The organism is Bradyrhizobium sp. SZCCHNR2028 (genome assembly GCF_032380995.1).
Classification (GTDB): domain Bacteria; phylum Pseudomonadota; class Alphaproteobacteria; order Rhizobiales; family Xanthobacteraceae; genus Bradyrhizobium.
The window spans coordinates 49,464-71,589 of sequence record NZ_JAUHJF010000025.1; the positions used below are offsets into that span (position 1 = coordinate 49,464).

Sequence of the window (22,126 nt, forward strand, 5' to 3'; positions counted from 1 at the left end):
ACAGCTCAGGCTGGAGTAAAGGTGACCGGCAGGCTCTCCAGCCCGCGCAGCGTGTTGTTGTAGCGGCGCTTCGGCTCGCCGCTCATCGTGACGCTCCCGACCTTGCGGGCGAGCGCGGTCAGCACCGCCTCGCCTTCGAGCCGCGCGACGAGCTGGCCGACGCACATGTGGATGCCCGAGCCGAAGCCGACATGACCGGATACTTTTCGGGTGATGTCGTAGCTGTCCGGCTGCTCCCAGCGGCGCGGGTCGCGATTGGCGCTACCCAAGAACATCAGCACCTTCTCGCCTTCGGGAATCGTGACGCCGCCGAGTTCGACGTCACGCGTGGTGGTGCGGAAGAAGGTCTGCACCGGGCTTTCGAACCGCACGGCCTCCTCGAACGCGTTGCGCGCCAGCGACGGATCGGCGCGCAGCCGCGCCCATTGATCGGGGAAGCGCGCCAGGCAATAAACTGCGGCGCCGATGCCGTAGACGGTGGTGTCGAGGCCGGCCGACAGCAGCGAGCGCACCAGCAACGGCGCCTCGGCCGGCGTGATCTCGCCGCTGTCGCTGAAGGCGTGGATGCAGGAACCGAAGCCGCCGGGCGTGAGATTGTCGCGCTGGCACTGCTCCGTGACATAGGCTTGGTGCGGCGCCGAGCGCTCGATCGCCTGCTGGCGCAGCTCATTCGGCGGACCGAACGCGTTGAACACCAGGCTCGCATAGGGAATGAGATGCTCGCGCCCCTCCGGCTTCAGCCCGAGCGCATCGGGAAAAACCGACAGCGGATAGGCCTCGGCGAGATCGGGGATGGCGTCGAACGAGCCCCGGCCTACAAGCTCGTCGATCTTGGCCTCGGCCGCCGCCATGAAGCCGTCGCGCAGCCGCTTCATGACAGCCGGCGACAGCACCTTGCTCAGCACCGCGCGCGTGCGTGTGTGCGCCGGCGGATCGGCCTCGAGGATCAGGCTCGGCGGCCGCCACGGCTTCTCCTTGGCGAAGTCGCTCAAGCCCACGCCGCGGCTGGAGCAGAACGTCTGGGGATCGTTGAGAACGGCATAGACCTCGGCGTAGCGGGCGACGCCGTGGACGTTCCACGCGTCCAGATGGACGACGGGGCCGGCCTCGCGCATCTCCTGATGCGCTGGATAGGGATCGTCGAAGAATTCATACGAGAACGGGTCGATGGCGAGGTGCGGAATGGCCGGCGCCACACCGGCAGCAGGGGAAAGACCTGTTGGGTTCATGCGGAGCTCCCGAAGTTTGGCCTTGTCATGCGGCTTTTCGTATCCGTATGAGTGGCGATGCATGGACGTTGGGGATCATGAGCGAGAAATCCGGGACGCCGCGCAAGGCGCAGCCGCGCGAAGCTGAGAGGCAAGGCCTCACGCTCGATCTCGACCGCTATGTGCCGGCCTTCATCACCTTCATCGCCAACAAGCTGTCGAACAGCGCCACCGCGTTCTATCAGCGCAATTTCGGCGTCAACGTCACCGAATGGCGTATCATGTCGCTGCTGGCGATCGAGCCGGGCATCCCGGCCTCGCGCATCTGCAGCGTGATCGGCTTCGACAAGGGGCCGGTCAGCCGTACGCTGGCGCTGATGAAGGGCCGCGGCCTGATCGCGATCCGCAACGATCCGGAGGACGGCCGCAGCCATTCGATCTCGCTGACCGCCAAGGGCCGCGCGACGCACGACAAGGTCATCATCGCCGCGCTGGAACGCGAGCGGCGTCTGCTCGCCTGTCTCGACAAGGATGAGCGGGAAGTCCTGATCACGCTGCTGCGCCGAATCCACGACAATCTCGACGCCGTCACGGGCGCGAGCTGAGCCACTCAGGCAGGAGCCGCCGAACGGCTGACCCGTCCGCTGCGGCAATCTGTTGGCGCGCGCGCAAGCGGCCGCGCCTGCGGCGAGCAGGCTGCGCATGACGTTCCCGTCCCTTCTTCGAGACGCGGATCATCCCGCGCCTCCATTGCTGATCGGGTCGATCGTTCCACATGTTAGTTGCTTTAGCAACGATATATTTTCGGCCGCATGAGATCCGGCAGCGCGAAAGCGCCGTCGCACTCGATCCTTCAAATTCTAGCTATCGGCGAAGGCGCGCGGCAATTTCGCCCTGATATGCCGTGTCGGCTGCGCTCCCGATTGCGGCGCGGCCTGCGGGGAGAGGCGGATGTTGGGGTTCATTTTCGGTTTCAATGCGCGTCTCGGCCGTCTGCAATATTTTCTCGCCTCGCTCGGTCTTGCGCTGGTTTCGGTGGTCCTGATCGTGGTCGTGGCCGTCGGTCTTGCCGCCCTCGCCCCTCAGAAGTCGGAGCTGACGGTGAGCTTGCCGATCGTGGTGCTGATCGGCCTGTGCCTGGTGGCGAACCTGATGCTGCAGGCGATGCGCTTTCGCGACATCGGCTGGGACCCGGTCTGTGTGATCCCGGCCTGGATCGCCGTCATGGTGCTGGACTACGTGATCGCCGGCCGGTTTCCCGAATACGCGGCGACATCATCGCACCACGGCACATGGGTTGGCGCCCTGGTCAATCTCGGCCTAAGCGTTGCGCTGCTGTTCTTCCCCAGCGGGGCTGACGACGCGCCATCGTCGGGAGCTACCGTGGGTCGCCCGCCGTCCGCATCGTTCCGGACGGTCCGTGGCGCCGGCTCGGCCACCGAGGCACGGCTCGCGCGCATCACCGGCGGGGAGGCCGAGCGGCGCGGGTACTAGGCGGCGGCGCCCAGCCTGCTCACCAATTAGGCAAATCGCCTTCGGCAACCACATCCGAATGCCCGACGGCCTGCCGGACGGCGCACCAACCCACTGACTTTCAATATTTTTCCGTATCAGGCCCGCATCCCCGCCGTGTACACAATGGCACATGGCTTGCTACGTTCGCAGCCGGATTGGCGAAGCGGAGCGCAAGGAAATGGCAGGCCAGAGTTTGGGCTCGGACGAGACGCGGAGCGCCGCGTGACCGAGACCATTGCCGAGATCGTCGCCGCCCATCGCGCCGGCCTGACAACGCCAAGCGACACGATCGCGCGCTGCTACGCCCGGATTCGCGCGCACAACGACCCTGCCATCTTCATCAGCCTGCGCGGCGAGAAGGACGCGCTCGCGGAGGCCGAAACCCTCGCCGACAGGGACAGATCGTTGCCGCTCTACGGCGTGCCCGTTGCGGTGAAGGACAACATCGACGTGGCGGGCCTCCCGACCACCGCCGGCTGCCCGGCCTTCGCGTACACGCCATCTCGTGATTCCACCGCGGTGGCGCGGCTGCGCGCCGCTGGCGCGATCATCATCGGCAAGACCAATCTCGACCAGTTCGCCACCGGCCTCGTCGGCGTGCGCTCGCCCTATGGCATTCCGAAAAATCCGGTGCGTGCCGATCTCGTTCCGGGCGGATCGAGCTCGGGCTCGGCGGTCGCCGTCTCCGCGGGTCTCGTGCCGCTCGCGCTCGGGACGGATACTGCCGGCTCCGGCCGCGTGCCCGCGATGCTCAACAACATCGTCGGCCTGAAGCCGAGCCTCGGCATGATCTCGACGTCCGGCCTGGTGCCGGCCTGCCGCACGCTCGACTGCATTTCGGTATTCTCGCTGACGGTCGACGACGCCGTCGCGGCGCTCTCGGTGCTGGCGGCGCCGGATCCGCTCGATCCGTTCTCGCGCGACCGGCCGCTTGCGGCCGTGACGGCATTTCCCGAGGGCGTGAAGCTCGGCATTCCCCGCCCCGGGCAATTGATCTTCTTCGGCGACAAGGCGGCGGACGCCGCCTATGGCGCTGCGGCCGCGCGCTTCGTCAAGCTCGGCGCCGAGCTGGTCGAGTTCGACCTCGAGCCGTTCTACGAGACCGCGCGGCTGCTCTATGAAGGCCCCTGGGTCGCCGAGCGCTATCTCGTGATCCGCGATCTCCTCGCCTCCGATCCCGATGCGATCCATCCGGTCACGCGCGAGATCACCATCGGCGGCGCGCGCGGCAGCGCCGCTGATACCTTTGCTGCGCTGTACCGCCTGCAGGCGCTGCGCAAGGTGGCCGAGCACACCTTCGCCGATGTCGACGCGCTGGTGCTGCCGACGGCGCCGACCGCCTACACCACCGCGGACGTGCTCGCCAACCCGATCGAGCTCAACAGCCGGCTCGGCACCTACACCAACTTCGTCAACCTGCTCGATCTCTGCGGGCTTGCCGTGCCGGCTGCGATGCGCAGCGACGGCGTCCCGTTCGGCATCACCCTGCTTGCGCCAGCCGGCCGCGATGCGGCGCTCGCCAGTCTCGGGCGCGCCTTCCATGCCGACACGGCGCTGCCGGTCGGCGCCAAGCCGGTCCCGCTTCCGCCGCTCGCGCCCGTGTCTCCGGCACTGCATGGCGACGAGATCGCCGTCGTCGTCGTCGGCGCGCATCTCTCTGGCATGGCGCTCAATCACGAGCTGACCGCTCTCGGCGGCCGCCTGCTGGAAGCAACGACCACCGCGCCTGACTACAAGCTCTACGCGCTGTCGACCACGCCGCCCAAGCCCGGCATGCTGCGGATCGACGACGGCCAGGGTACTTCGATGGCGGTCGAGCTCTGGGCGCTGTCGGCGGCGAGCTTCGGCAAATTCGTCAACCTGATTCCGCCGCCGCTGTCGGTCGGCACCATCCGCTTGGCGGACGGCCGCACCGCCAAGGGCTTCCTCGTCGAGCCGGCCGCGCTCGATGGCGCCCGCGACATCTCGGAGTTCGGCGGCTGGCGAGCGTATATGGCGCAGAAGGGCTGATCTATTTCGCGCGTCATGATTGCGTGCGCTGCCGTAGGGTAGGCAAAGGCGCGCCCGTATTGTCCCAACGAGCGAGATCGCGGTGGCGCCGTGCCCACCGTTTCGCCGCGGAGTCCGTGGCCCGACGGTGGGCACGCTGCCGCTTGACGGCGGCTGCTTTGCCCACCCTACCGCTCGAACGAAGAGCTACACCGACACCGCGTAGATCTCGTATTCGCCGCGCACCAGCTCGATGTGCGCCTTCATGGCGCTCGCTGCGCCGGCCTTGTCGCCGCGCAGGATGGCGACGACGACGCGGTCGTGCTCGGCATGCGACTTGGCGAGGCGGCCGAGATTGCGGAACTGTGCGCGGCGAAACGGCTGCACGCGCACCCGCGTCGCCAAGGTGATCTCGGCGATGTAGGCATTGTGCGCGCCGGCATAGATCGCGTTGTGGAAGCGCTCGTTGACCTCGTGGAAGCGCTCGGGATTGCCGGCGTGGCTGAGATTGCGCAGCTCCTCGTGGATGGCTTCCAGCCGCTGCCGCTCGACCGGCGTCATGCGCTGCGCCGCGAGACCGGCGCACAGGCCCTCGAGCTCGGCCATCGCCTCGAACATGCCGGTGAGGCGGTCGGCCGACGGCCGCGCCACCACCGCGCCGCGATGTGCACGCGCCTCGATCAGGCCGGACGTCGCCAATTGACGCAGCGCTTCGCGCACCGGCGTGCGCGAGACGTTGAAGCGCTTGGCGATCTCGGTCTCGTCCAGCGGCGCCCCTGGCGCCAGCGCGCCGCGCACGATCTCATCGGCGAGCTGCAGGCGCAGCTCCTCGGCGCGTGTGATCTTCGCAACCGCAGGCGGCGCGCGGTCGATGCGCTTGATCTCGGAGTCGCGGGCGGGCCGCTGCCGCGTTCGCGGCCGAAGATCGTCCAGGCTCATCCTCAGCCGCCTTTTGCTTCATCGATGATGCTGACATGGGCAGCGACGATTCTCCAGCCTTCCGGAAACCGGATCCAGGTCTGCATCTGGCGTCCGACCTTGCCGGGCGCGGTGTCGCGATAGAACAGCGTCGAGGCGACCGCGGCGTCACGGCCGTAAGCGGTGATCACGGTGCGCGCGGTCCGCCGCATCAGCCCGGCCGGCGAACGCGCGGCGCGAAATGCCGCGATCTCGCCGTAGCCATAGAGGTTCTCGCCGATGCCGTAGCGCAGCGTGCGGGAGTCCTGCTTGAAAAGCTCGTCGAGCACGGCGACGTCGTTGCCGACCAGCGCCTGTTCATAGCGCTGGAACTGCGCGGTGACTTCCGCGACGACGTCAGGCAGATCGACTTCCATTCTCCAGAACTCCTCGCGGGGCCGGCGCAGCGGCGACGCCAAGCTGTTGCAAGGCGTGGGCCACACGCAATGCGACATGTTCGCACCACGGCGCCGCGATGATCTGCACGCCGATGGGCATCGGCTCGAGCGGAATCGGAACGGCGACGACGGGAAGCCCTATGAACGAGATCGGCTGGGTATGAATGCCGATATTGGCGCGCACCGGCAGCTCGACGCCGTCGAGCACGAAGGTCGCCTGCCCGAGCTTGGGTGCGACGCAGGGCGTTGCAGGCGCGATCAGCACGTCGACGGACTTGAACAGCTCCAGCACCCGGGCGCGGTACCAGCGGCGAAACTTCTGCGCGCGGTCGACCATCGGCGCCGGAATCATCGCACCCGCAATCAGGCGGTCGCGCACAGCCGGATCGAAATCACCCGGGCGCGTGCGCAGCCGGTCGAGATGCAGCGAGGCGCCCTCGGTGGTGCTGATGACGTAAGCCGCGGCGCGGGCGCGCGCCGCTTCGGGCACCTCGATCACCTCGGTGACCTTCAGCGCGGCCGCGACACGAGCGACCGCTTCGGCGGCTTCGGGAAACAGATTCTTCTGGAAGTGCCCTCCGGCAAGGGCGATGCGCAGATCGCCGATGCCTTGCGAGAACCGACCGGAGACCGGCTCCGGTGCCCGCGTGGTGCACGCGGCGTCGTCCGGATCGGGCCCCTGCATGGCGTCATAGGCGAGCGCGAGATCCTCGACTGAGCGCGCGAACGGACCGAGATGATCCAGACTCATGACGAACGGAAACGAGCGCGCGCGCGACAGCCGGCCATAGGTCGGCTTGAGACCGAAGATGCCGCAGAACGAGGACGGCACGCGGATCGAGCCGTTGGTGTCGGAGCCCAGCGCGATCGGCACCAGGCCGCCGCCGACGGCGCTGCCCGAGCCGCCCGACGAGCCGCCGCTCATCCGCGTCGGATCATGCGGATTGCGCGACGGGCCGTCGTGCACGTTCTCGCCGGTGAAGTCGTAGGCGTATTCGCCCATGTTGAGCGCACCGATCAACACCGCGCCGGCGGCTTCCATCCGCGCGATCAGCGTCGAGTCCCGCGTCGCCGCCGGGCGATCGCGGTTGATCCTGGAGCCGGCGCGGGTCGGCAGCCCCGCGACGTCGAACAGGTTCTTCACCGCGAACGGCACCCCGGCGAGTGGGCCGACCGGCTTGCCCGCAGCGATGGCCGCATCCACGGCGCGCGCCCTCGCTCGCGCACGCTCGGCGGTGATGTCCGTAAAGGAATTCAGCACACCATCGCGCGCCGCAATCCGCGCCAGCGCAGCGTCGGTGGCCTCGACGGCGGAGAGCTTGCGGGTGGCGACTGCGGCCGCAATCGCGCTCGCGGTCATCTCGGGAGAACTAAGCGGTGAAGACACTGGCAGGCTCGGCTTCGTCAGGCAGGGAGAATTCGTCGACCAGCTTCGCCATCTTCAGCGAGACCTCGAGATTGGCGCGAATCGCCGGGCGCCACGCGTCCTCGATCGGCAGAGCCAATGCACGCCCGACCGCGTCGATGTAATCGTCCAATGGCTCCGCCATCAGCTTTTCTCCTCAAGCTTTCACGCTCAATGCGCCGGCAATGGCGGGTGCGGAATCGCCGTCAGCAACTCGCGCGTATAGGCATCCTGCGGATGACCTAGCACACGTTCGGAGGTGCCCTCCTCGACGATTCGGCCCGACCGCATCACGATCACACGATCGCACAACAGCCGCACCACATTCAAATCATGGGAGACGAACAGATAGCTCATACCTAACTTCTGCTTGAGATCCTGCAGCAGATTGAGCACGACCGCCTGCACGGAGACGTCGAGCGCCGCCGTGGGCTCGTCGAGGATGACGAGCTTCGGGTGCAGCGCAATCGCGCGGGCGATGCCAACGCGCGCCTTCTGGCCGCCCGACAATTGGTGCGGAAAGCGGTCGAGCAGATCGAGCGGCAGGCCGACCATGGTGGCCAACTCTTCGCAGCGCGTGCGGACCGCATTGCGTCCCTTGATGTCACCCAATTGCAGGATCGGATCAGCGATGGCGCGCGCCGCGGTGAAGCGCGGATTGAGGCTGTCGGTCGGATCCTGGAACACCATCTGGATGCGGCTGCGCAGCGGCAGCCGGGCAAAGGCCTGCGGCAGGATGTTGCCGATCTCCTCGCCATCGAAGCTGATGCGGCCCGAGCTCTGGTCGAGCAGCCGCATCACCATCATCGACGTCGTCGACTTGCCACAGCCGGATTCGCCGACCAGGCCGACGCTCTCGCCATGACCGACCGTGAAGCTGATGCCGTCGACGGCGCGGAACATCTCCGGCTCGACCGCCGGCCTCCGTCCGAACAGTTTCGACAACGTCGCCGAGGCGCCCTGGCGGGGATACTCCTTGACCAGCTTGTCGACGAGAAGGAGCGGCTTGGTGCTCCTCGCACTCCGGTCGTCCTCCCCACTCCGCTCGTCACCCCCGGGCTTGACCCGGGGGTCCATCACCTTCGACGAGTCTCGCGCAACGGGATGGATGGCCGGGTCAAGCCCGGCCATGACGGAGTGAGGTTGCTGCGACGCCTCCTCCTCCGGCAGCAATTCGCGCAGGGACACGCCGAGCCGCGGCGTCGCGCGCATCAGCTTGCGCGTGTAGGGATGCTGCGGGTTGGCGAAGATGTCGGCGGCCCTGGCGGTCTCGACCACCCGGCCCTTCTCCATCACCACGACGCGATCGCAATAGGCAGCGGCGAGACCCAGATCGTGCGTGATCAGGATCGTCGACATGCCGCGGCTCCTGGTCAGCTCGACCACGAGATCCATCACCGCCTTCTGCGTGGTGACGTCAAGGCCGGTGGTCGGCTCGTCCGCGATCAGCAGCTGCGGATTGCAGGCCAGCGCCAGCGCGATGACGACGCGCTGGCACATGCCGCCGGACAATTCGAACGGATAGGCGTGGTAGCGCTCGCGCGGGCGGACGATCTTGACCTGCTCGAGCGCTGCGATCGCCTTTTCGGCGCGATCAGTCGCGGCCGCCTGGGCGTGCTGCCTCAGCACGTCCTCGATCTGCTGGCCCACTTTCCGGATCGGATTGAGGGCCGCGCGGGGGTTCTGGAAGATCATCGAGATCTCGCGGCCGCGCAGATCGCGCATCGCGCTTTCCTCGGCCGCCTTGACGTCGATCCCCGAGAACATCACCGAGCCCTCGGCGATCCGTCCGGCACGGTCGAGGATGCGCATCACCGCGTAGGACGTCACGGACTTGCCCGAGCCGGACTCGCCGACGATCGCGAGCGTCTCGCCCTTGGCGACGGAGATGTCGACATGCTGCACGGCCTTGACGATACCGCGCCGGGTGGAGAATTCGACGGTGAGATCGCGAACGTCGAGCAGCGGCTGGGCGGTCATCCATGGCTCCGCTTGTTACGACCGTCATGCGCGGGCTTGACCCGCGCATCCATCAAGCCAGGGAAGGCCTGTTCCAAGGGATGGATTGCCGGGTCAAGCCCGGCAATGACGGAGTGTTGCTGTGGCGCACCCATCAGCTATGTCCTGCGCTGCGGGTCGACGATGTCGCGCAGACCGTCGCCGAGCAGGTTGAAGCAGAATACCGCGATCATCAGCGCAAGGCCCGGAAACAGCGCGATCCACCATTCGCCCGACACCATGAAGGAGGCACCCTCGGCGACCATGATGCCCCATTCCGCCGTCGGCGGCCGCACGCCGAGGCCGATGAAGGAGAGGCCTGCGGCATTGAGGATCGCGTAGCCCATCGTCAGCGACATCTGCACGATCATGATCGGCATGATGTTGGGCAGGATGTGGCCGAGCAGGATGCGCAGCTCGCTGTTGCCCGACAGCCGTGCCGCCTGCACGAAGCCGGCGTTGCGGCGGATATTGGCCTCGGCGCGCGCGACCCGCGCGTAAAGCGGGAAGTTCACGATGGCCGTGGCGATGATGATGTTCTGCACGGTGTTGCCGAGCGCGGCGACGATGCCCATCGCCAGCACGAACAGCGGGAACGCCATGATCGTATCGGCGATGCGTCCGACGATGCGGTCGGTCCAGCCGCCGAAGAAGCCGGCGGCGACGCCGGCAAGTCCGCCCATGAAGAACACCAGCGCCACCGAGGCGACCGCGATGAATGTGTCGAGCCGGGTCGCGACGACGACGCGGCTGAAGATGTCGCGGCCGAGCTGATCGGTGCCGAACCAGTGCGCCGCCGACGGCGGCTTCAGCGCCGACGCCGTGTCGCTGGCGAGCGGATCATACGGCACGATCCACGGACCGAAGACCGCGGCGAACAGGATCACGACCAGGAGGCCGAAGGCGAAGCCCGTGACCTTGTTCTCGGCCAGCACATAGCGCGTGTGCCCGATCAGGGCTGACAGTCCCGACATTCGCGAGGGAACGGTGGCAGGCTCAATGGTCGGCGCGACGGTGCTCATCCTTCCAGCCTCACACGGGGATCGATGACGCCATAGAGAATGTCGATGACGAGGTTCAGGACGACGTACATCACAGCCATCGTCAGCACGAAGCCCTGCACCGGCGCGAAGTCGGAGGCAATCAGCGCCTCGACCGCGTAGGAGCCGATGCCGGGCCAGGCAAACACCTTCTCCACCAGCACATTGGCGCCGAGCAGGAAGGAGAACACCATCGACAGCGTCGTGATGACCGGCAGCATGGCGTTGCGGAACGCATAGGTCACGGTGACCGTCGCGGGCGACAGGCCCGAGGCGCGCGCCGTGCGCACGAATTCCGACGACAGCACCGACAGCATCGAGGCGCGCGTCATGCGCGCGATCGGCGCCAGCGAGAAGATCGCGAGCGTGGCGGCGGGCAGGATCAGCTGACTCAGCGCCGAGCGAAACGCCTCACCGTCACGCGCGATCAGCGTATCGATGAGGTAGAAGCCGGTCACGGGGTCCGGCGCGCTATAAAACACGTCGAGCCGGCCGAGCGGCGCCGGTGACCAGCCGAGCCGGAAATAGAACACGTACACCAGCACCAGCCCGGTGAAGAACACCGGCAGCGAAACGCCCGCTGTCGTGACGACGCGGCAGGTATGGTCGATCCACGACCCCGGCCGCGTCGCCGCGAGCACGCCGAGCGGCAGCGCGATCGCGACCGAAACCAACAGGCCGAGCAAGGTCAGCTCGGCCGAGGCCGGCAGGCGGTTGCGGATCTCGCCGGCGACCGGCTGCCCTGTGGTCAGCGAACTCCCTAGATCGCCATGGGCGAGATCGACGGTGTAGCGGAAGAACTGCTCGACCAGCGGCTTGTCGAAGCCGAGCTTCTTACGGATCTGCTCGACGGCCTCTTTGGTCGCCGCAGGGCCGGCGAAATACGCCGCGGGATCGCCGGGCAGCGCACGCGTGAGCAGGAAGGTGACGATCACGACGCCGATCAGGGAGGGAATCGCGAAGGCGAGGCGCTTGGCGATAAGGCTCAGCATGGGCAGCCCCCCGCCCGAATTGGCCCAGATCCCACAGCACGGCGCAGTCTGCTCCCTCCCCCCTTGTGGAGGAGGGTTGGGGAGGGGGGTAAGCCGCGGCGACAGTGGGTGCGGCTACCCCCCTCCCTGCCCCTCCCCCACAAGGGGGGAGGGAATGAGAGAGCTGGGCTCACACCACCGAGGTCACCCACGTCCTCACCCCTTCACCAGAGCCCGATAGTCGAGCCTGCGGTGGAACCAGTACTGATAGCCGGAGATGTTCTTCTGCATCGCGACGTTGACGAACGGCTGATATAGCGGAATGCGCGGCACCTCGGCGAAGGCGAGATCGACGAAGCCCTTCACGTCGGCATCGTACGTGGCCTTGTCCCCAGTCGCGGCGGCGTCGCGCGCGCCGTTGATGAGCTTGTCCATCTCGGGCGACTTGTAGCTCATCGTGTTGAACACGGAATTGTTGCCGTGATAGCACCAGTAGAAAAAGTACTCGGGGTAATCGAGCCAACCCGAGAAGATGTTGGTGAAGAGCGGCATCTCCTTCTTGTTCAGCTCGGTGCGCCAGTTGGCGCCGGGCACCTTGTTGATCGTGGTCTTGATGCCGAGCTGGGCGAGGCTCTCCTGCACGAGCACGCATAGCGGCTCGTTGACCTGCGCGAAATTGAGGTCGAACGAGATCGTGGTCTCGAAGCCGTTGGGGTAGCCGGCTTCGGCCAGCAGCGCCTTGGCCTTCTCCATGTCGGTGAGATACTTCGTCGGCTGCGGCCACGCCACCTCGGTCGCCTTGTCGGACGGCGCACCGAACATCGGATTGGCAAGGCCGAACATCACGGCGTCGATGATCTTCTGATAGGGCATCGCATAGGCGAGCGCCTGCCGAACCTTGGGATTGTCGAACGGCGGCTTGGTCACGTTCATGCCGATATACTGGATGCCGTTGGAGATCGGCAGCGAGATCACGGTGTGCTTGCCGTTCGACTTCATCTCCTGGAAGTCCTTGTTCGGCAGCTCATAGGAGATGTCGGCGTCACCACGCTCGAGCAGCGCGCGGCGGTTGCCGGCCTGCGGCACCATGCGCCAGATCACGCGCTTGATCTTCGGCAGCGGACCGCACACCCAGTCATCGTTGCGTTCCATGATCACTTCGGTACCGGCGGTCCACTTCGTCACCTTGTAGGCGCCGGAGCCTGCTGTCTGCTGCTTGGTATATTCGAGCCCCCACGGGTCTTTGTCGGTCGCGTTCTTCTTCACGAGCTCCGAGTTGACCACGCAGGGTACGATGACGGCGAGATCGGGGATCGTCAGCCGGTCCTTCTTCAGGAAGTCGACGCGCACGGTGTGGTCATCGACGATGACGAACTGCTCGGTCTTGGTCAGCGAGCCGGCGCTCATCTGGAAGGTCGGGAAGCCGCCGACGCTGACGGCGCGGTCGAGCGACCACTTCACGTCCTTGGCCGTGACCGGCGTGCCGTCGTGGAATTTGGCGTTCTTGCGCAGCTTGAAGGTCGCCGACATGTCGCCGATGGTCATGTCCTCGGCGAGCTCGGGCTTGAACTTGTCGCGGTCATAGTACGGCACCCCGCCGGGGCCGCTCTTCATCTCGTGGCTGATCAGGCGATCATAGCAGTTCCAGGACACCTCGTAGCCCGGCACGTTGGTGCCGACGCCGTGGATGTCGAGGTTGTTGGGACCGCCTTCGGACACGATCAGCAGCGTCTCGGACCGCGCATCGGCCTTGGCGGAAGACATGATGGCCGGCGCCATTGGCAGCGCGGCCCCCGCAGCCAGACCGGACACGGATTTCAGAAAATCGCGACGCTTCATCAAATGCTCCCGAGAATAACGACTGTCGGGAACAGTGATCGCAAGCTTCGTGCCAAGCCCGGCCGAAAGCTAAGCTATTGAAATATCGACGCGCCTTCACCGAGTGGCACAGCTCGATGCCCCCTATTGCATACAAAGCTGCATATTTGCTGCATTTATAATCACATCAAATAGCCTGCGACAGATTTACGCAACGCCTGTTGGACCGCCGCCCCGGTTGGGGATCACTCCGGCCAGATCAGCGCCTGCAGCTCGTCGAAGTCGCGGACCTTGGCCGGCCAATCCGGAATGCAGATGTGGCGGAGCGGATCGCTCGCCTGGTGCAGTAGCATCAAGGCGAGCAGCCGTCGCTTCAGCTGCCAGTTGATGTCCTCCAGGGCAAATCCGTAACCATCGAACAAGGCACGCACGCGCCCGGGCTGACCCGCTGCCATGAACGCACTCGGCCCGAGCAGATCATATTCGCCAAGACCAGTCATGACGTCGCCGAAGTCGAACAGCCCGCTCAGCTGCCAGCTATCACCGCTGCGCGTGACGAGGAAATTCTCCGGAATGTATTCACCGGTCAGGATGACCGGCGGCGGATCCTTCGGCAGCAGTGCTGCGGCCTCGCGCAGGAGATCGTCCAGCCCGGCGAGCAGCGTCGGCGGCAAGCCGAGCCTCTGATGGCGTGCATGACATCCGGCCATCTGCATCCTCAAAAAATCCGACCAGCGCGGACCGAGCGCGAGCAGCTCGCCAGGCGGAACCCGCTGCACGGCGGCGATCAGACGACCGACCTGCCTGAGCAAGAGCTGCTTGTCCTGCTCCGGTAGTTGCCGCCAGACATCCGAAGCAGGAATGCCGCCGAGCCTGGTCATGATCAGATAGCACCAGCCGTCGCGCTCCCCCTCGTGTCGCAGGTCGGGGGTACGGACGTCACCGACACCACCGGCGAGCACGCGCAAGGCCGCCCGCTCGGACTGAAACTTGCCGCGATGAAACGGCGGGAGGATTTTCAGGATCAGTCCGTCGTTCAGCGCGAGAACCAGATTGGTGCCCGCCGCGAACGGCACCAGCCGCGCGTCGTCGTAGCCATGGTCGCGCGCAATATCGCGTGCAGCCGGCAGCCAGCGCGTCGCGTCGGCACGGAGGCGCCGGAGCTGCGCGCCATCGGCCACCGGCGGCAAAGCCATTTTCAGCGATCCGGGCTCGCGCGCTCGAACTGGCGCAGCAGACGGTTGCCGCGGTCGACGGCTGCATCGATCGCCGCCTGCGCCGGCTTGCGGCCGCTGAAGGCCTGCTCCATCTCGTCCTCGATGGCATCACGGATCAGCACGAACGAGCCCAGCCGCAGGCCGCGCGAATTTTCCGTGGGAGGATTGAGCGTCACCTGCTCGATCGAGATCGCTGCTCCCGGATTGCGGTCGTAGAAGCCCTGCGCGCGCGTCAGATCGAATGCCGCCTGCGTAATCGGCAGATAGCCCGTATTCTGGTGCCAGGCGGCCTGAACGTCGGGCCGCGACAGATACGCGAAGAACCTGGCGACGCCCTTGTACTCGGCCGCGGGACGGTCACGCAGCACCCACAGCGTCGCGCCGCCGATGATCGAATTCTGTGGCGCGCCCGCAACGTCAGGCCAGTACGGCATCATGCCGTAGCCGACCTCGAACTTCGAATTCGCCTTGATGTCGGCGCGCGTCGCCGAGGAGCCGATGAAGATGCCGCACTCGCCCTTCTGGAAACGCGGCTCGGCTGCCTGGCCGCGGCCGCCATAGTCGAAGACCTTGCCCTTCTGCCATTCCGCGAGCTGGGCGATGTGCCGCGTGACCTGCGGATTGTTGAACGTCAGCACGGCGTCCAGTCCGGCAAAGCCGTTGGCGCGGGTGGCGATCGGCAGATTGTGGAAGGCCGAGAAATTCTCCACGTTGATCCAGGCCGGCCACGACGTCGTGAAGCCGCAGGCGACGCCGTTGTCGCGCAGCCGCCGGGCAGCCTTGCCGAGCTCGGGCCAGGTCTTCGGCGCCGCGCCCGGATCCAGTCCGGCCGCGCGAAACTGATCCTTGTTGTAGTAGAGGATCGGCGTGGAGGCGTTGAACGGAAACGACAGCATGTTGCCGTCGGCGTCGGCATAGGTGCCGGCGATCGCGGGCAGATAGGCCGACGGCGAAAAGCTCTCCTGCTCGTCGCGCATCAACTCGTAGACGGGGTAGATCGCGCCCTTCGCCGCCGTCATCGTCGCGGTCGCGATCTCGTTGACCTGCACGATGGCCGGCTGGCTGCGCGAGCGGAACGCGAAGATGGCCGCCGTCACGGTCTCGGTATAGCTGCCCTTGTAGCTCGGCACGATGCGATAGTCGGACTGCGACGCATTGAAGTCGGCGGCCAGTCTGTCGACCTGCCTGCCGAGCTCTCCCGACATCGCATGCCACCACATGATCTCGGTCGCGGCCTGGGCCGTGCTTGCGCAAACAACCGTCCAGAGCAGGATGGCAGACGAAACAGAACGCAAGAGGACCGTCAACGGGAGCCAACTCCAATTCGATGAATGAATCTGCCCGGGCTGAGATCGCAATCGGACCAAAAATGGGGCCGAACAACCCAAGGCTGCAACAGACTATCAACAAACCATTGACGCGTATCGCTTTGACGTCAGAATGGCCTTATAGCACCTGTTCGGGAGTGCATTGAACCTTTTCATGTCCGGGCCGACCTCATCATCAGGGGGAAGAGTGTTGCCTGTGTACCGCGCCCATCTTTCGTCGATCTCGAGAGTGGACGTCACGCCGGTGCTGATGCGCGCTGAGGCGGGCGCGCGGTACCGCTCGTCCCTTTCATGCTCGGCGTCGCGACTGGCTGCGCCGCAGCATACAAGCGCGGCAGAGCGCGGCAGAGCGGACGCAGGCAGGCTCCGCACGACCGGCCCGAGGTAGCGATCGTGGCGCGATCCGAGCAGCGGAAATCCGTCGCGCGGCCGCTCAGTCTGGCGGTCCTGGGGCGGGCACGGATCGTTCGCGCGCTGCGGGCGGTTCCGATCCGCTGGCGCATCCTCTCGATCGCCGCGCTCAACTCGGCTGTCGTGATCGTGCTGGCGGCGCTGATCTGGAACGGCGCGACGGTGCTGGGCACGGCTTGGGACGACGTTCGCCAGGTCCGCGAATCCGACAAGGTGCTGGCCCTGCTCGAAAGCGAGACGAGCCGGCTGCAGAACCTCATTCATCGCTACATCAATCAGCCGAGCCCGGAGCTGTTCGCCGAGATCCTGCTGCTGCGCGAGGCCGTGCTCGGGACGCTCACGACGCGCGCCTCGACCGACCCGATGCTGTCGGGGTCGGTCGAGGAGCTGGAGCGCGTCACCGTGCGTTTCCTGGACGGCTTCGGCGAGCTGCGCAGTCTGCAGGCGACGATCTCCAAGACCTATGAGGAAGAGGTTCTCGGCCCCGCCCGCGACATCGCCGGGCTCTATTCGGTGATCGAAGGCGCGACCGGCCATCGCGACGCGCAGATCTGGCCCTCGCTCGGCAAGTCGCGCGAGGCCTTCACCGCGATGCTGGTCGCGGCCAATTCCTACTATCTGTCGCTCGCGCCCGCCTCCGCCGACGACGCGCGCCGCAACACGGAGACGATCGAGAAGACCATCCCGGTGATGTCGAGTCTTGCGGACAATGATCTGCAGCGGCTGGCGCTGCAGCGACTGTCGGCCCGGACCGCGGCGCTGCGCGCAGGATTCTCCAAGCTCACCGATCAGCTCACCAACCGCACCGAACTGCTGCGCAATACCATCGATGCGAGCCAGGCCGAAACCATCGGCGCCATCGACGGCCTGTCGGTCAAGATGCGCCAGCACGAGCAGAAGGCGCAGGCGACCTTCGACCGGACGTTGAAGGACATCTCCCGTCGCGTCCTCTCGATCGCCGTGATCTTCCTGGGGGTCATCCTGTCCGCCGGGGTGCTGATCGCCTTGTCGATCCGGCTGCCGTTGCAGCAGATCATGGCCTCGATGCGCGCGATCATGCTGGGCGACTACGACCGCGAGGTCCAGGGCACCGAGGCGCGCGACGAGGTCGGCGCGATGGCCCGCGCCGTCGAGACCTTCCGCGAGAACGCAATCGCCAAGCGCAAGACCGAGGACGAGCTCCGCGCCGCGAAGGAAAAGGCCGAGAGCGCGCTGCTCGAACTCAACGCCGCGCAGCGCAACCTGATCGATGCCGAGCGGCTGGCGGCGCTGGGCGGGCTCGTCGCCGGCGTCGCACATGAGGTGAACAACCCGATCGGCATCAGCCTGACGGTGGCCTCCAGCTTCGCGCGCCGGGTCGAGATGTTCGAGGCCGCACTGCGGTCGCCCGAAGGCGGCCTGCGCCGGTCGCAGCTGGAGGAGTTCGTGCGCTCCTCGCGCGATGCATCCGAGCAGCTGGTCGCCAATCTGCAGCGCGCCGGCGAGCTGATCCAATCGTTCAAGCAGGTCGCGGTCGACCGCTCCCATGCGGAGCGACGGACCTTCGTCCTGAGCGAGGCGACGGATCAGATCATCACCAGCCTCAAGCCGGTGCTCAAGCGCGCGCCGATCACGCTTGCGGTCGACGTCCCCGAGGGACTTTTCATCGATGGCTATCCCGGGTTCTACGGTCAGATCCTCACCAACCTGTTCCTCAACGCCGTCAATCATGCCTTTGTCGACGGGCGCGCGGGCACCATCTCGATTACGGCGCGGCCGCGCGGCGCGGATGACATCGAGATCATTTTCGCCGATAACGGGGCCGGCATGACCCCCGACGTCCAGCGTCAGGCCTTCGATCCGTTCTTCACGACACGCCGCAACGAAGGGGGAACGGGGCTCGGGCTGCATATCGTCTACAATCTGGTGACGCAGCAGCTCGGCGGCCGCATGATGCTGGAATCCCGCGAGGGACAAGGCACCACCTTTCGGATTATCATGCCGCGGGTCGCCAAGGGCGGCGCCGAGACAGCAATGGGCGACGGAACGACGCAATGGCCGAACAGGACGATGTCCTCCAACTGATCGAGGATGCCGGTTTCGACGAGGATGACGGTTCGGCCCGGAAATGGAAGATTGCCGTCATCGACGACGACCATGCCGTGCACGAGGGCACCCGCTTTGCGCTGTCGGATTACAGCCTGAACGGCCAGGGGCTCGAAATCCTGTCCGCCTATTCGGCGGCCGAAGGCCGCGCGCTGATGCGGGAGCACACCGACATCGCGGCCGTGCTGCTCGACGTCATCATGGAGACCGACGTCGCCGGGCTCGAGCTCGTCGAATACATCCGCAACGAGATCAAGAACGAGACCGTCCGCATCATCCTCCGCACCGGACAGCCGGGTCAGGCGCCGGAGCGGCGCGTCATCGTCCAGTACGACATCAACGACTACAAGGCCAAGACCGAGCTCACCGCCGACAAGCTGTTCACCTCGCTGACGGCGGCGCTGCGCAGCTACCAGCAGCTCGAGCGCATGGTGCAGACCCGGCGCGGCCTCGAGATCATCATCGACGCCGCCTCGACGCTGTACGACTTCAAGTCGATGCAGCGGCTGGCCGAGGGCGTGCTGACCCAGATCGCTTCGCTGCTGAACGTGGATTGCGCAGGCATCCTGGTGCTGCGCGACGACGGCAGCCAGACAGACGATTTTTCGGTGCTGGCCGGCTCCGGCTGCTACAGCCGCTTCTCCGGCGCCGTCACCTCGCGCTCGCTCGATCCGGATCTGCGCGACATGGTGGAGGCCGCCTTCAGGCAGCGCAGCAACGAATTCGCCGACCATCGCACCGTGCTCTATGTCCGCACCGGCTCGGGGCGCGAGGTCGTGGTGCTGCTGCAGGCGGAGCGGCCGCTGTCCGAGACCGATCGCTCGCTGGTCGAGATCTTCTCCAGCCGGCTGTCGATCGCCTTCGACAACGTGATCCTCTATCAGCAGCTGCATGAGGCCAACACCCAGCTCGAGGACCGCGTCGCCCAGCGCACCCGCGCGCTGATGCAGGCCAACCGGCGGCTGTCGGCGCAATGGCTGCGGCTGCAGCGCGCCAACGGCTTCAAGAACGAGATTTTGGGCACCGTCGCCCACGACCTGAAAAATCCGCTGGGCGTCATCCTCGGCCGCACGGAGATGCTGACCGAGCTGATCGCGACCGGCGCCTCCGCCGACGGCATCACCAGCCAGGTCGGACATATCCGAGATGCCGCCAAGCGGCTGACCTCGATGGTCGACCACCTGATCTCGGATGCGATGGCTGACGCCTTCGACATCACCATCCGCCGTGAGCCGGTCGACATCGCAGCCCTGGTCCACGAGGTGGTCGAAGCCAACCAGCCGCTCGCGCTCAACAAGCAGCAGGTCATTGCCGTGTCGGCGCCGCCGCATCTGTCGACCATGTGCGACATCGACCGGATCCGCGAGGCGATCGACAACCTCCTGAGCAACGCGATCAAGTACAGCCCGATCGGCGGCAGGATCACCGTGAATGCCGCCGATGACGGCGACAACACCATCATCGGCGTCACCGACCAGGGCGCCGGGCTGTCGCCGGAGGATCTCGGCCGCCTGTTCGGCCGGTTCCAGCGGCTGTCGGCCAAGCCGACCGCCGGCGAGAGCTCGACCGGGCTCGGCCTGTCGATTGTCAAACGCATCGTCGACATGCATGGTGGCGAGGTGACGGCCAGGAGCGATGGGCCGGGATCCGGATCGACCTTCACGATCACACTGCCGGCGGCCGAATTGTCATGAGTCAGAGCCAGCACATCATCATCGTCGACGACGAGGCCCCTGCCCGCGAAATGGTGGGTGATTACCTCAAGATGCACGGCTTCGCGGTGACGCTGTGCGACGGCGGCAAGAGCCTGCGCAGCGCCATCGAGACCGGCCCGGCAGATCTCGTCGTGCTCGACCTCAACATGCCCGAAGAGGACGGCCTGTCGATCATCCGCGATCTCAAGGGCCGCACCAATATCCCGGTGATCATGCTGACCGCCACCGCCAGCCCGATCGACCGGGTGGTAGGGCTCGAGCTCGGGGCCGACGATTACGTCGCGAAACCGTGCGAATTGCGCGAATTGATGGCCCGGATCCGCTCCGTGCTGCGCCGCAGTGGGCCGGCCAAGACTGCGGCGGCCACTACGGACTCCGCTCCCGCCCAGGCGAAGGACCCGCAATTGGTGCGGTTCGGCACCAAATGGCTCGATCTCGATGCCCAGGCGCTGCGGGATGACGAGGGCAACGAGCACCCGCTGACGGCGTCCGAATTCGGCCTGCTCAAAGTGTTCGCTGCCAACCCGAAGCGGGTGCTGTCGCGCGAACGGCTGCTCGAGCTGGCGAATGCACGCGATGCCGAGGCATTCGACCGCGCCGTGGACCTGCGAATCATGCGGATCCGCCGCAAGATCGAGCCGGATCCGACCAAGCCGGCGGTGATCCGGACCATCCGCGGCGGCGGCTACCTGTTCTCGCCGGCGGGCGAGAAGGCCTGAGGACGGCCGGTCGGCGGCGGCGGAAGCGGCCTCTGCACCCACATTCCGTTCCGCATCTTGGAATTGGGCACAATTCCGCCACGAGTGTTTCGCGATGTGCGCCGCGACGAAACATTTCCGCAGGCGCACGAAACCATTTTCCTGTTTTCGTGCAGACGTCCCGAAACGGGCGCTCCTTAACAATCCCTCCCGTCGAAACGCCGCAAGGGGGCGGCGGAACGGGAGAGTGCCATGCAGAACGTCGTTGCCATCAATTCCGCAGCCAGCCAGGGCATCATCGCAGCCCAGGCGACCACGGACGGCATGCTCCTGGAGAGCATTGCCGATGGCGATCGCACCGCGATGCACACGCTTTATGCGCGCCACAATGTGCGGGTCTATCGCTTCATCCTGCGCATCGTCCGCGACACCACGATCGCCGAGGACCTCGTCAGCCAGGTGTTCCTGGACGTCTGGCGCACCGCCAGGCAGTTCGAGGGCCGCTCGCAGGTCTCGACCTGGCTGCTGTCGATCGCCCGCTTCAAGGCGTTGACCGCGCTGCGCCAGCGCCGCTTCGAGGACATCGACCAGGACGAGGTGCGCGAGATCGCCGACGACTCCGACACGCCGGAGACCTCGCTCGAGCGCTCCACCACCAGCGCCATCCTGCGCGCCTGCGTCGCCAAGCTGTCGCCGGCCCATCGCGAGATCATCACCCTGATCTACTACCACGAGAAGTCGGTGGAGGAGGTCGGGCAGATCATCGGCATTCCGCAGAGCACGGTGAAGACGCGCATGTTCTATGCCCGCAAGCACCTCGCCGAGCTCCTGCGCTGTGCCGGCGTCCACAGCCTCGCCGCCTGACCAAGGTTCATTCTCGTCGGGGCTGATGTCCCGACGGGTTCCAAAGACGACGCACGAAAATCGCCGAACGAAACAATTGAAACAATCGGCGAAATCACCTGGAAAATTTCGGCCGCTAGAACGTTATCCATCGACCGAGCCTCAGTCCCCCAGCTGATCTCGGTTTCGAGCGAGCAAATTCAAGGATAACCTCCACCTCCCAAGGTTGCTCCGAAGACCCGGCGGATGCCCCCGCCGGGTCTTCGTCATTTATGGTCCTGCAGCGCCGCCTTGGGCGATTTGACCATTTGATATCGCGCGGCGCCGGTGCAATCTTCCGTCATGGGGCGATGCTACAAACCCCGTGGCAATGACGGACGGTGCTGATGTTCGGTTTGGATGCGGTTGAGCTGGCGCGCGCGCAGTTCGCCTTCACGGTCACCTTCCACATCATCTTCCCCGCCTTCTCGATCGGGCTCGCGTCCTACCTCGCCGTGCTCGAGGCGCTGTGGCTGTGGACCGGCCGCGAC

At 66.1% G+C, this 22,126-nt stretch carries 19 protein-coding genes; 8 read left to right on the plus strand and 11 right to left on the minus strand.

Annotated features, from left to right (window positions below; all coding sequences use genetic code 11):
• Positions 1 to 5 precede the first annotated feature (5 nt).
• Positions 6 to 1,229: a cytochrome P450 gene (locus tag QX121_RS27905; RefSeq protein ID WP_315813566.1), complete on the minus strand. Its 1,224-nt coding sequence runs from the start codon at positions 1,227 to 1,229 to the stop codon at positions 6 to 8.
• A gap of 77 nt (positions 1,230 to 1,306) precedes the next feature.
• On the opposite strand from QX121_RS27905, the gene QX121_RS27910 reads away from it, so the two are divergent.
• The 3 genes from QX121_RS27910 (at position 1,307) to atzF (ending at position 4,733) form a co-directional block, all read left to right on the plus strand.
• Complete coding sequence (locus QX121_RS27910) at positions 1,307 to 1,813, plus strand: MarR family winged helix-turn-helix transcriptional regulator (protein WP_315813567.1); 507 nt, start codon at positions 1,307 to 1,309, stop codon at positions 1,811 to 1,813.
• Positions 1,814 to 2,162: 349 nt separating this feature from the next.
• Complete coding sequence (locus tag QX121_RS27915; protein ID WP_409999380.1) at positions 2,163 to 2,702, plus strand: DUF805 domain-containing protein; 540 nt, start codon at positions 2,163 to 2,165, stop codon at positions 2,700 to 2,702.
• Positions 2,703 to 2,945: 243 nt separating this feature from the next.
• Positions 2,946 to 4,733: an allophanate hydrolase gene (gene atzF, locus QX121_RS27920; RefSeq protein ID WP_315740541.1), complete on the plus strand. Its 1,788-nt coding sequence runs from the start codon at positions 2,946 to 2,948 to the stop codon at positions 4,731 to 4,733.
• A 186-nt stretch (positions 4,734 to 4,919) separates the two neighbouring features.
• Here the strand turns inward: atzF and QX121_RS27925 are convergent, their stop codons facing one another.
• The 10 genes from QX121_RS27925 to ugpB all read right to left on the minus strand — a co-directional run bounded on the left by QX121_RS27925 (position 4,920) and on the right by ugpB (position 15,823).
• Positions 4,920 to 5,651, minus strand: coding sequence for a GntR family transcriptional regulator (locus tag QX121_RS27925; RefSeq protein WP_315813569.1), 732 nt, complete (start codon positions 5,649 to 5,651; stop codon positions 4,920 to 4,922).
• A 2-nt stretch (positions 5,652 to 5,653) separates the two neighbouring features.
• Positions 5,654 to 6,046: an oxalurate catabolism protein HpxZ gene (hpxZ, locus tag QX121_RS27930; protein WP_315813570.1), complete on the minus strand. Its 393-nt coding sequence runs from the start codon at positions 6,044 to 6,046 to the stop codon at positions 5,654 to 5,656.
• Positions 6,027 to 7,427, minus strand: coding sequence for an AtzE family amidohydrolase (locus tag QX121_RS27935; RefSeq protein WP_315813577.1), 1,401 nt, complete (start codon positions 7,425 to 7,427; stop codon positions 6,027 to 6,029). The genes hpxZ and QX121_RS27935 overlap by 20 nt, the downstream gene beginning before the upstream one ends.
• Positions 7,428 to 7,437: 10 nt before the next feature.
• On the minus strand, positions 7,438 to 7,617 hold the full coding sequence (locus QX121_RS27940) for a DUF4089 domain-containing protein (protein WP_315717108.1): 180 nt from the start codon (positions 7,615 to 7,617) through the stop codon (positions 7,438 to 7,440).
• Positions 7,618 to 7,643: 26 nt separating this feature from the next.
• A complete protein-coding gene (locus QX121_RS27945) occupies positions 7,644 to 9,452 on the minus strand; it encodes an ABC transporter ATP-binding protein (RefSeq protein ID WP_315813571.1) in 1,809 nt (602 codons plus the stop codon).
• A gap of 137 nt (positions 9,453 to 9,589) precedes the next feature.
• Positions 9,590 to 10,492, minus strand: a complete 903-nt coding sequence (locus QX121_RS27950; protein WP_315813572.1) for an ABC transporter permease — start codon at positions 10,490 to 10,492, stop codon at positions 9,590 to 9,592.
• The gene (locus QX121_RS27955) at positions 10,489 to 11,502 is read right to left on the minus strand and encodes an ABC transporter permease (protein WP_315813573.1); all 1,014 of its coding nucleotides are present in this window, start codon (positions 11,500 to 11,502) and stop codon (positions 10,489 to 10,491) included. The genes QX121_RS27950 and QX121_RS27955 overlap by 4 nt, the downstream gene beginning before the upstream one ends.
• A 195-nt stretch (positions 11,503 to 11,697) precedes the next feature.
• The gene (locus QX121_RS27960) at positions 11,698 to 13,320 is read right to left on the minus strand and encodes an ABC transporter substrate-binding protein (protein ID WP_315813574.1); all 1,623 of its coding nucleotides are present in this window, start codon (positions 13,318 to 13,320) and stop codon (positions 11,698 to 11,700) included.
• A 224-nt stretch (positions 13,321 to 13,544) separates the two neighbouring features.
• Positions 13,545 to 14,495: an aminoglycoside 3'-phosphotransferase/choline kinase family protein gene (locus QX121_RS27965; RefSeq protein ID WP_315813575.1), complete on the minus strand. Its 951-nt coding sequence runs from the start codon at positions 14,493 to 14,495 to the stop codon at positions 13,545 to 13,547.
• Between the two features lie 2 nt (positions 14,496 to 14,497).
• Complete coding sequence (gene ugpB / locus QX121_RS27970) at positions 14,498 to 15,823, minus strand: sn-glycerol-3-phosphate ABC transporter substrate-binding protein UgpB (protein WP_315813576.1); 1,326 nt, start codon at positions 15,821 to 15,823, stop codon at positions 14,498 to 14,500.
• Between the two features lie 510 nt (positions 15,824 to 16,333).
• Here ugpB and QX121_RS27975 point away from each other — a divergent pair.
• The 5 genes from QX121_RS27975 to QX121_RS27995 form a co-directional block, all read left to right on the plus strand.
• Positions 16,334 to 18,319 carry an ATP-binding protein gene (locus QX121_RS27975; RefSeq protein ID WP_409998914.1) on the plus strand — a complete coding sequence of 662 codons (1,986 nt, stop codon included), beginning with the start codon at positions 16,334 to 16,336 and terminating at the stop codon, positions 18,317 to 18,319.
• Entirely contained in the window at positions 18,289 to 20,034 is a 1,746-nt protein-coding gene (locus QX121_RS27980) for a DUF3369 domain-containing protein (RefSeq protein WP_315740551.1), read from the plus strand. Before QX121_RS27975 ends, QX121_RS27980 begins: the two co-directional genes overlap by 31 nt.
• Positions 20,031 to 20,774 (plus strand): response regulator, encoded by a 744-nt coding sequence (locus QX121_RS27985; protein ID WP_315797813.1) that lies wholly within the window; start codon positions 20,031 to 20,033, stop codon positions 20,772 to 20,774. The genes QX121_RS27980 and QX121_RS27985 overlap by 4 nt, the downstream gene beginning before the upstream one ends.
• Before the next feature lie 231 nt (positions 20,775 to 21,005).
• Complete coding sequence (locus QX121_RS27990; RefSeq protein ID WP_315740553.1) at positions 21,006 to 21,617, plus strand: sigma-70 family RNA polymerase sigma factor; 612 nt, start codon at positions 21,006 to 21,008, stop codon at positions 21,615 to 21,617.
• A 365-nt stretch (positions 21,618 to 21,982) separates the two neighbouring features.
• Positions 21,983 to 22,126, plus strand: a 144-nt coding sequence (locus QX121_RS27995; protein WP_315813578.1) for a cytochrome ubiquinol oxidase subunit I, incomplete at its 3' end; no start/stop codon positions are given.

What these genes read in the sequence shown, in the direction of transcription:
- QX121_RS27905 (WP_315813566.1), bottom strand. Translation starts at nt 1,229, where the DNA reads ATGAACCCAACAGGTCTTTCCCCTGCTGCCGGTGTGGCGCCGGCCATT.
- QX121_RS27910 (WP_315813567.1), top strand. Translation starts at nt 1,307, where the DNA reads ATGAGCGAGAAATCCGGGACGCCGCGCAAGGCGCAGCCGCGCGAAGCT.
- QX121_RS27925 (WP_315813569.1), bottom strand. Translation starts at nt 5,651, where the DNA reads ATGAGCCTGGACGATCTTCGGCCGCGAACGCGGCAGCGGCCCGCCCGC.
- hpxZ (WP_315813570.1), bottom strand. Translation starts at nt 6,046, where the DNA reads ATGGAAGTCGATCTGCCTGACGTCGTCGCGGAAGTCACCGCGCAGTTC.
- QX121_RS27935 (WP_315813577.1), bottom strand. Translation starts at nt 7,427, where the DNA reads ATGACCGCGAGCGCGATTGCGGCCGCAGTCGCCACCCGCAAGCTCTCC.
- QX121_RS27940 (WP_315717108.1), bottom strand. Translation starts at nt 7,617, where the DNA reads ATGGCGGAGCCATTGGACGATTACATCGACGCGGTCGGGCGTGCATTG.
- QX121_RS27945 (WP_315813571.1), bottom strand. Translation starts at nt 9,452, where the DNA reads ATGACCGCCCAGCCGCTGCTCGACGTTCGCGATCTCACCGTCGAATTC.
- QX121_RS27950 (WP_315813572.1), bottom strand. Translation starts at nt 10,492, where the DNA reads ATGAGCACCGTCGCGCCGACCATTGAGCCTGCCACCGTTCCCTCGCGA.
- QX121_RS27955 (WP_315813573.1), bottom strand. Translation starts at nt 11,502, where the DNA reads ATGCTGAGCCTTATCGCCAAGCGCCTCGCCTTCGCGATTCCCTCCCTG.
- QX121_RS27960 (WP_315813574.1), bottom strand. Translation starts at nt 13,320, where the DNA reads ATGAAGCGTCGCGATTTTCTGAAATCCGTGTCCGGTCTGGCTGCGGGG.
- QX121_RS27965 (WP_315813575.1), bottom strand. Translation starts at nt 14,495, where the DNA reads ATGGCTTTGCCGCCGGTGGCCGATGGCGCGCAGCTCCGGCGCCTCCGT.
- QX121_RS27980 (WP_315740551.1), top strand. Translation starts at nt 18,289, where the DNA reads ATGGCCGAACAGGACGATGTCCTCCAACTGATCGAGGATGCCGGTTTC.
- QX121_RS27985 (WP_315797813.1), top strand. Translation starts at nt 20,031, where the DNA reads ATGAGTCAGAGCCAGCACATCATCATCGTCGACGACGAGGCCCCTGCC.
- QX121_RS27990 (WP_315740553.1), top strand. Translation starts at nt 21,006, where the DNA reads ATGCAGAACGTCGTTGCCATCAATTCCGCAGCCAGCCAGGGCATCATC.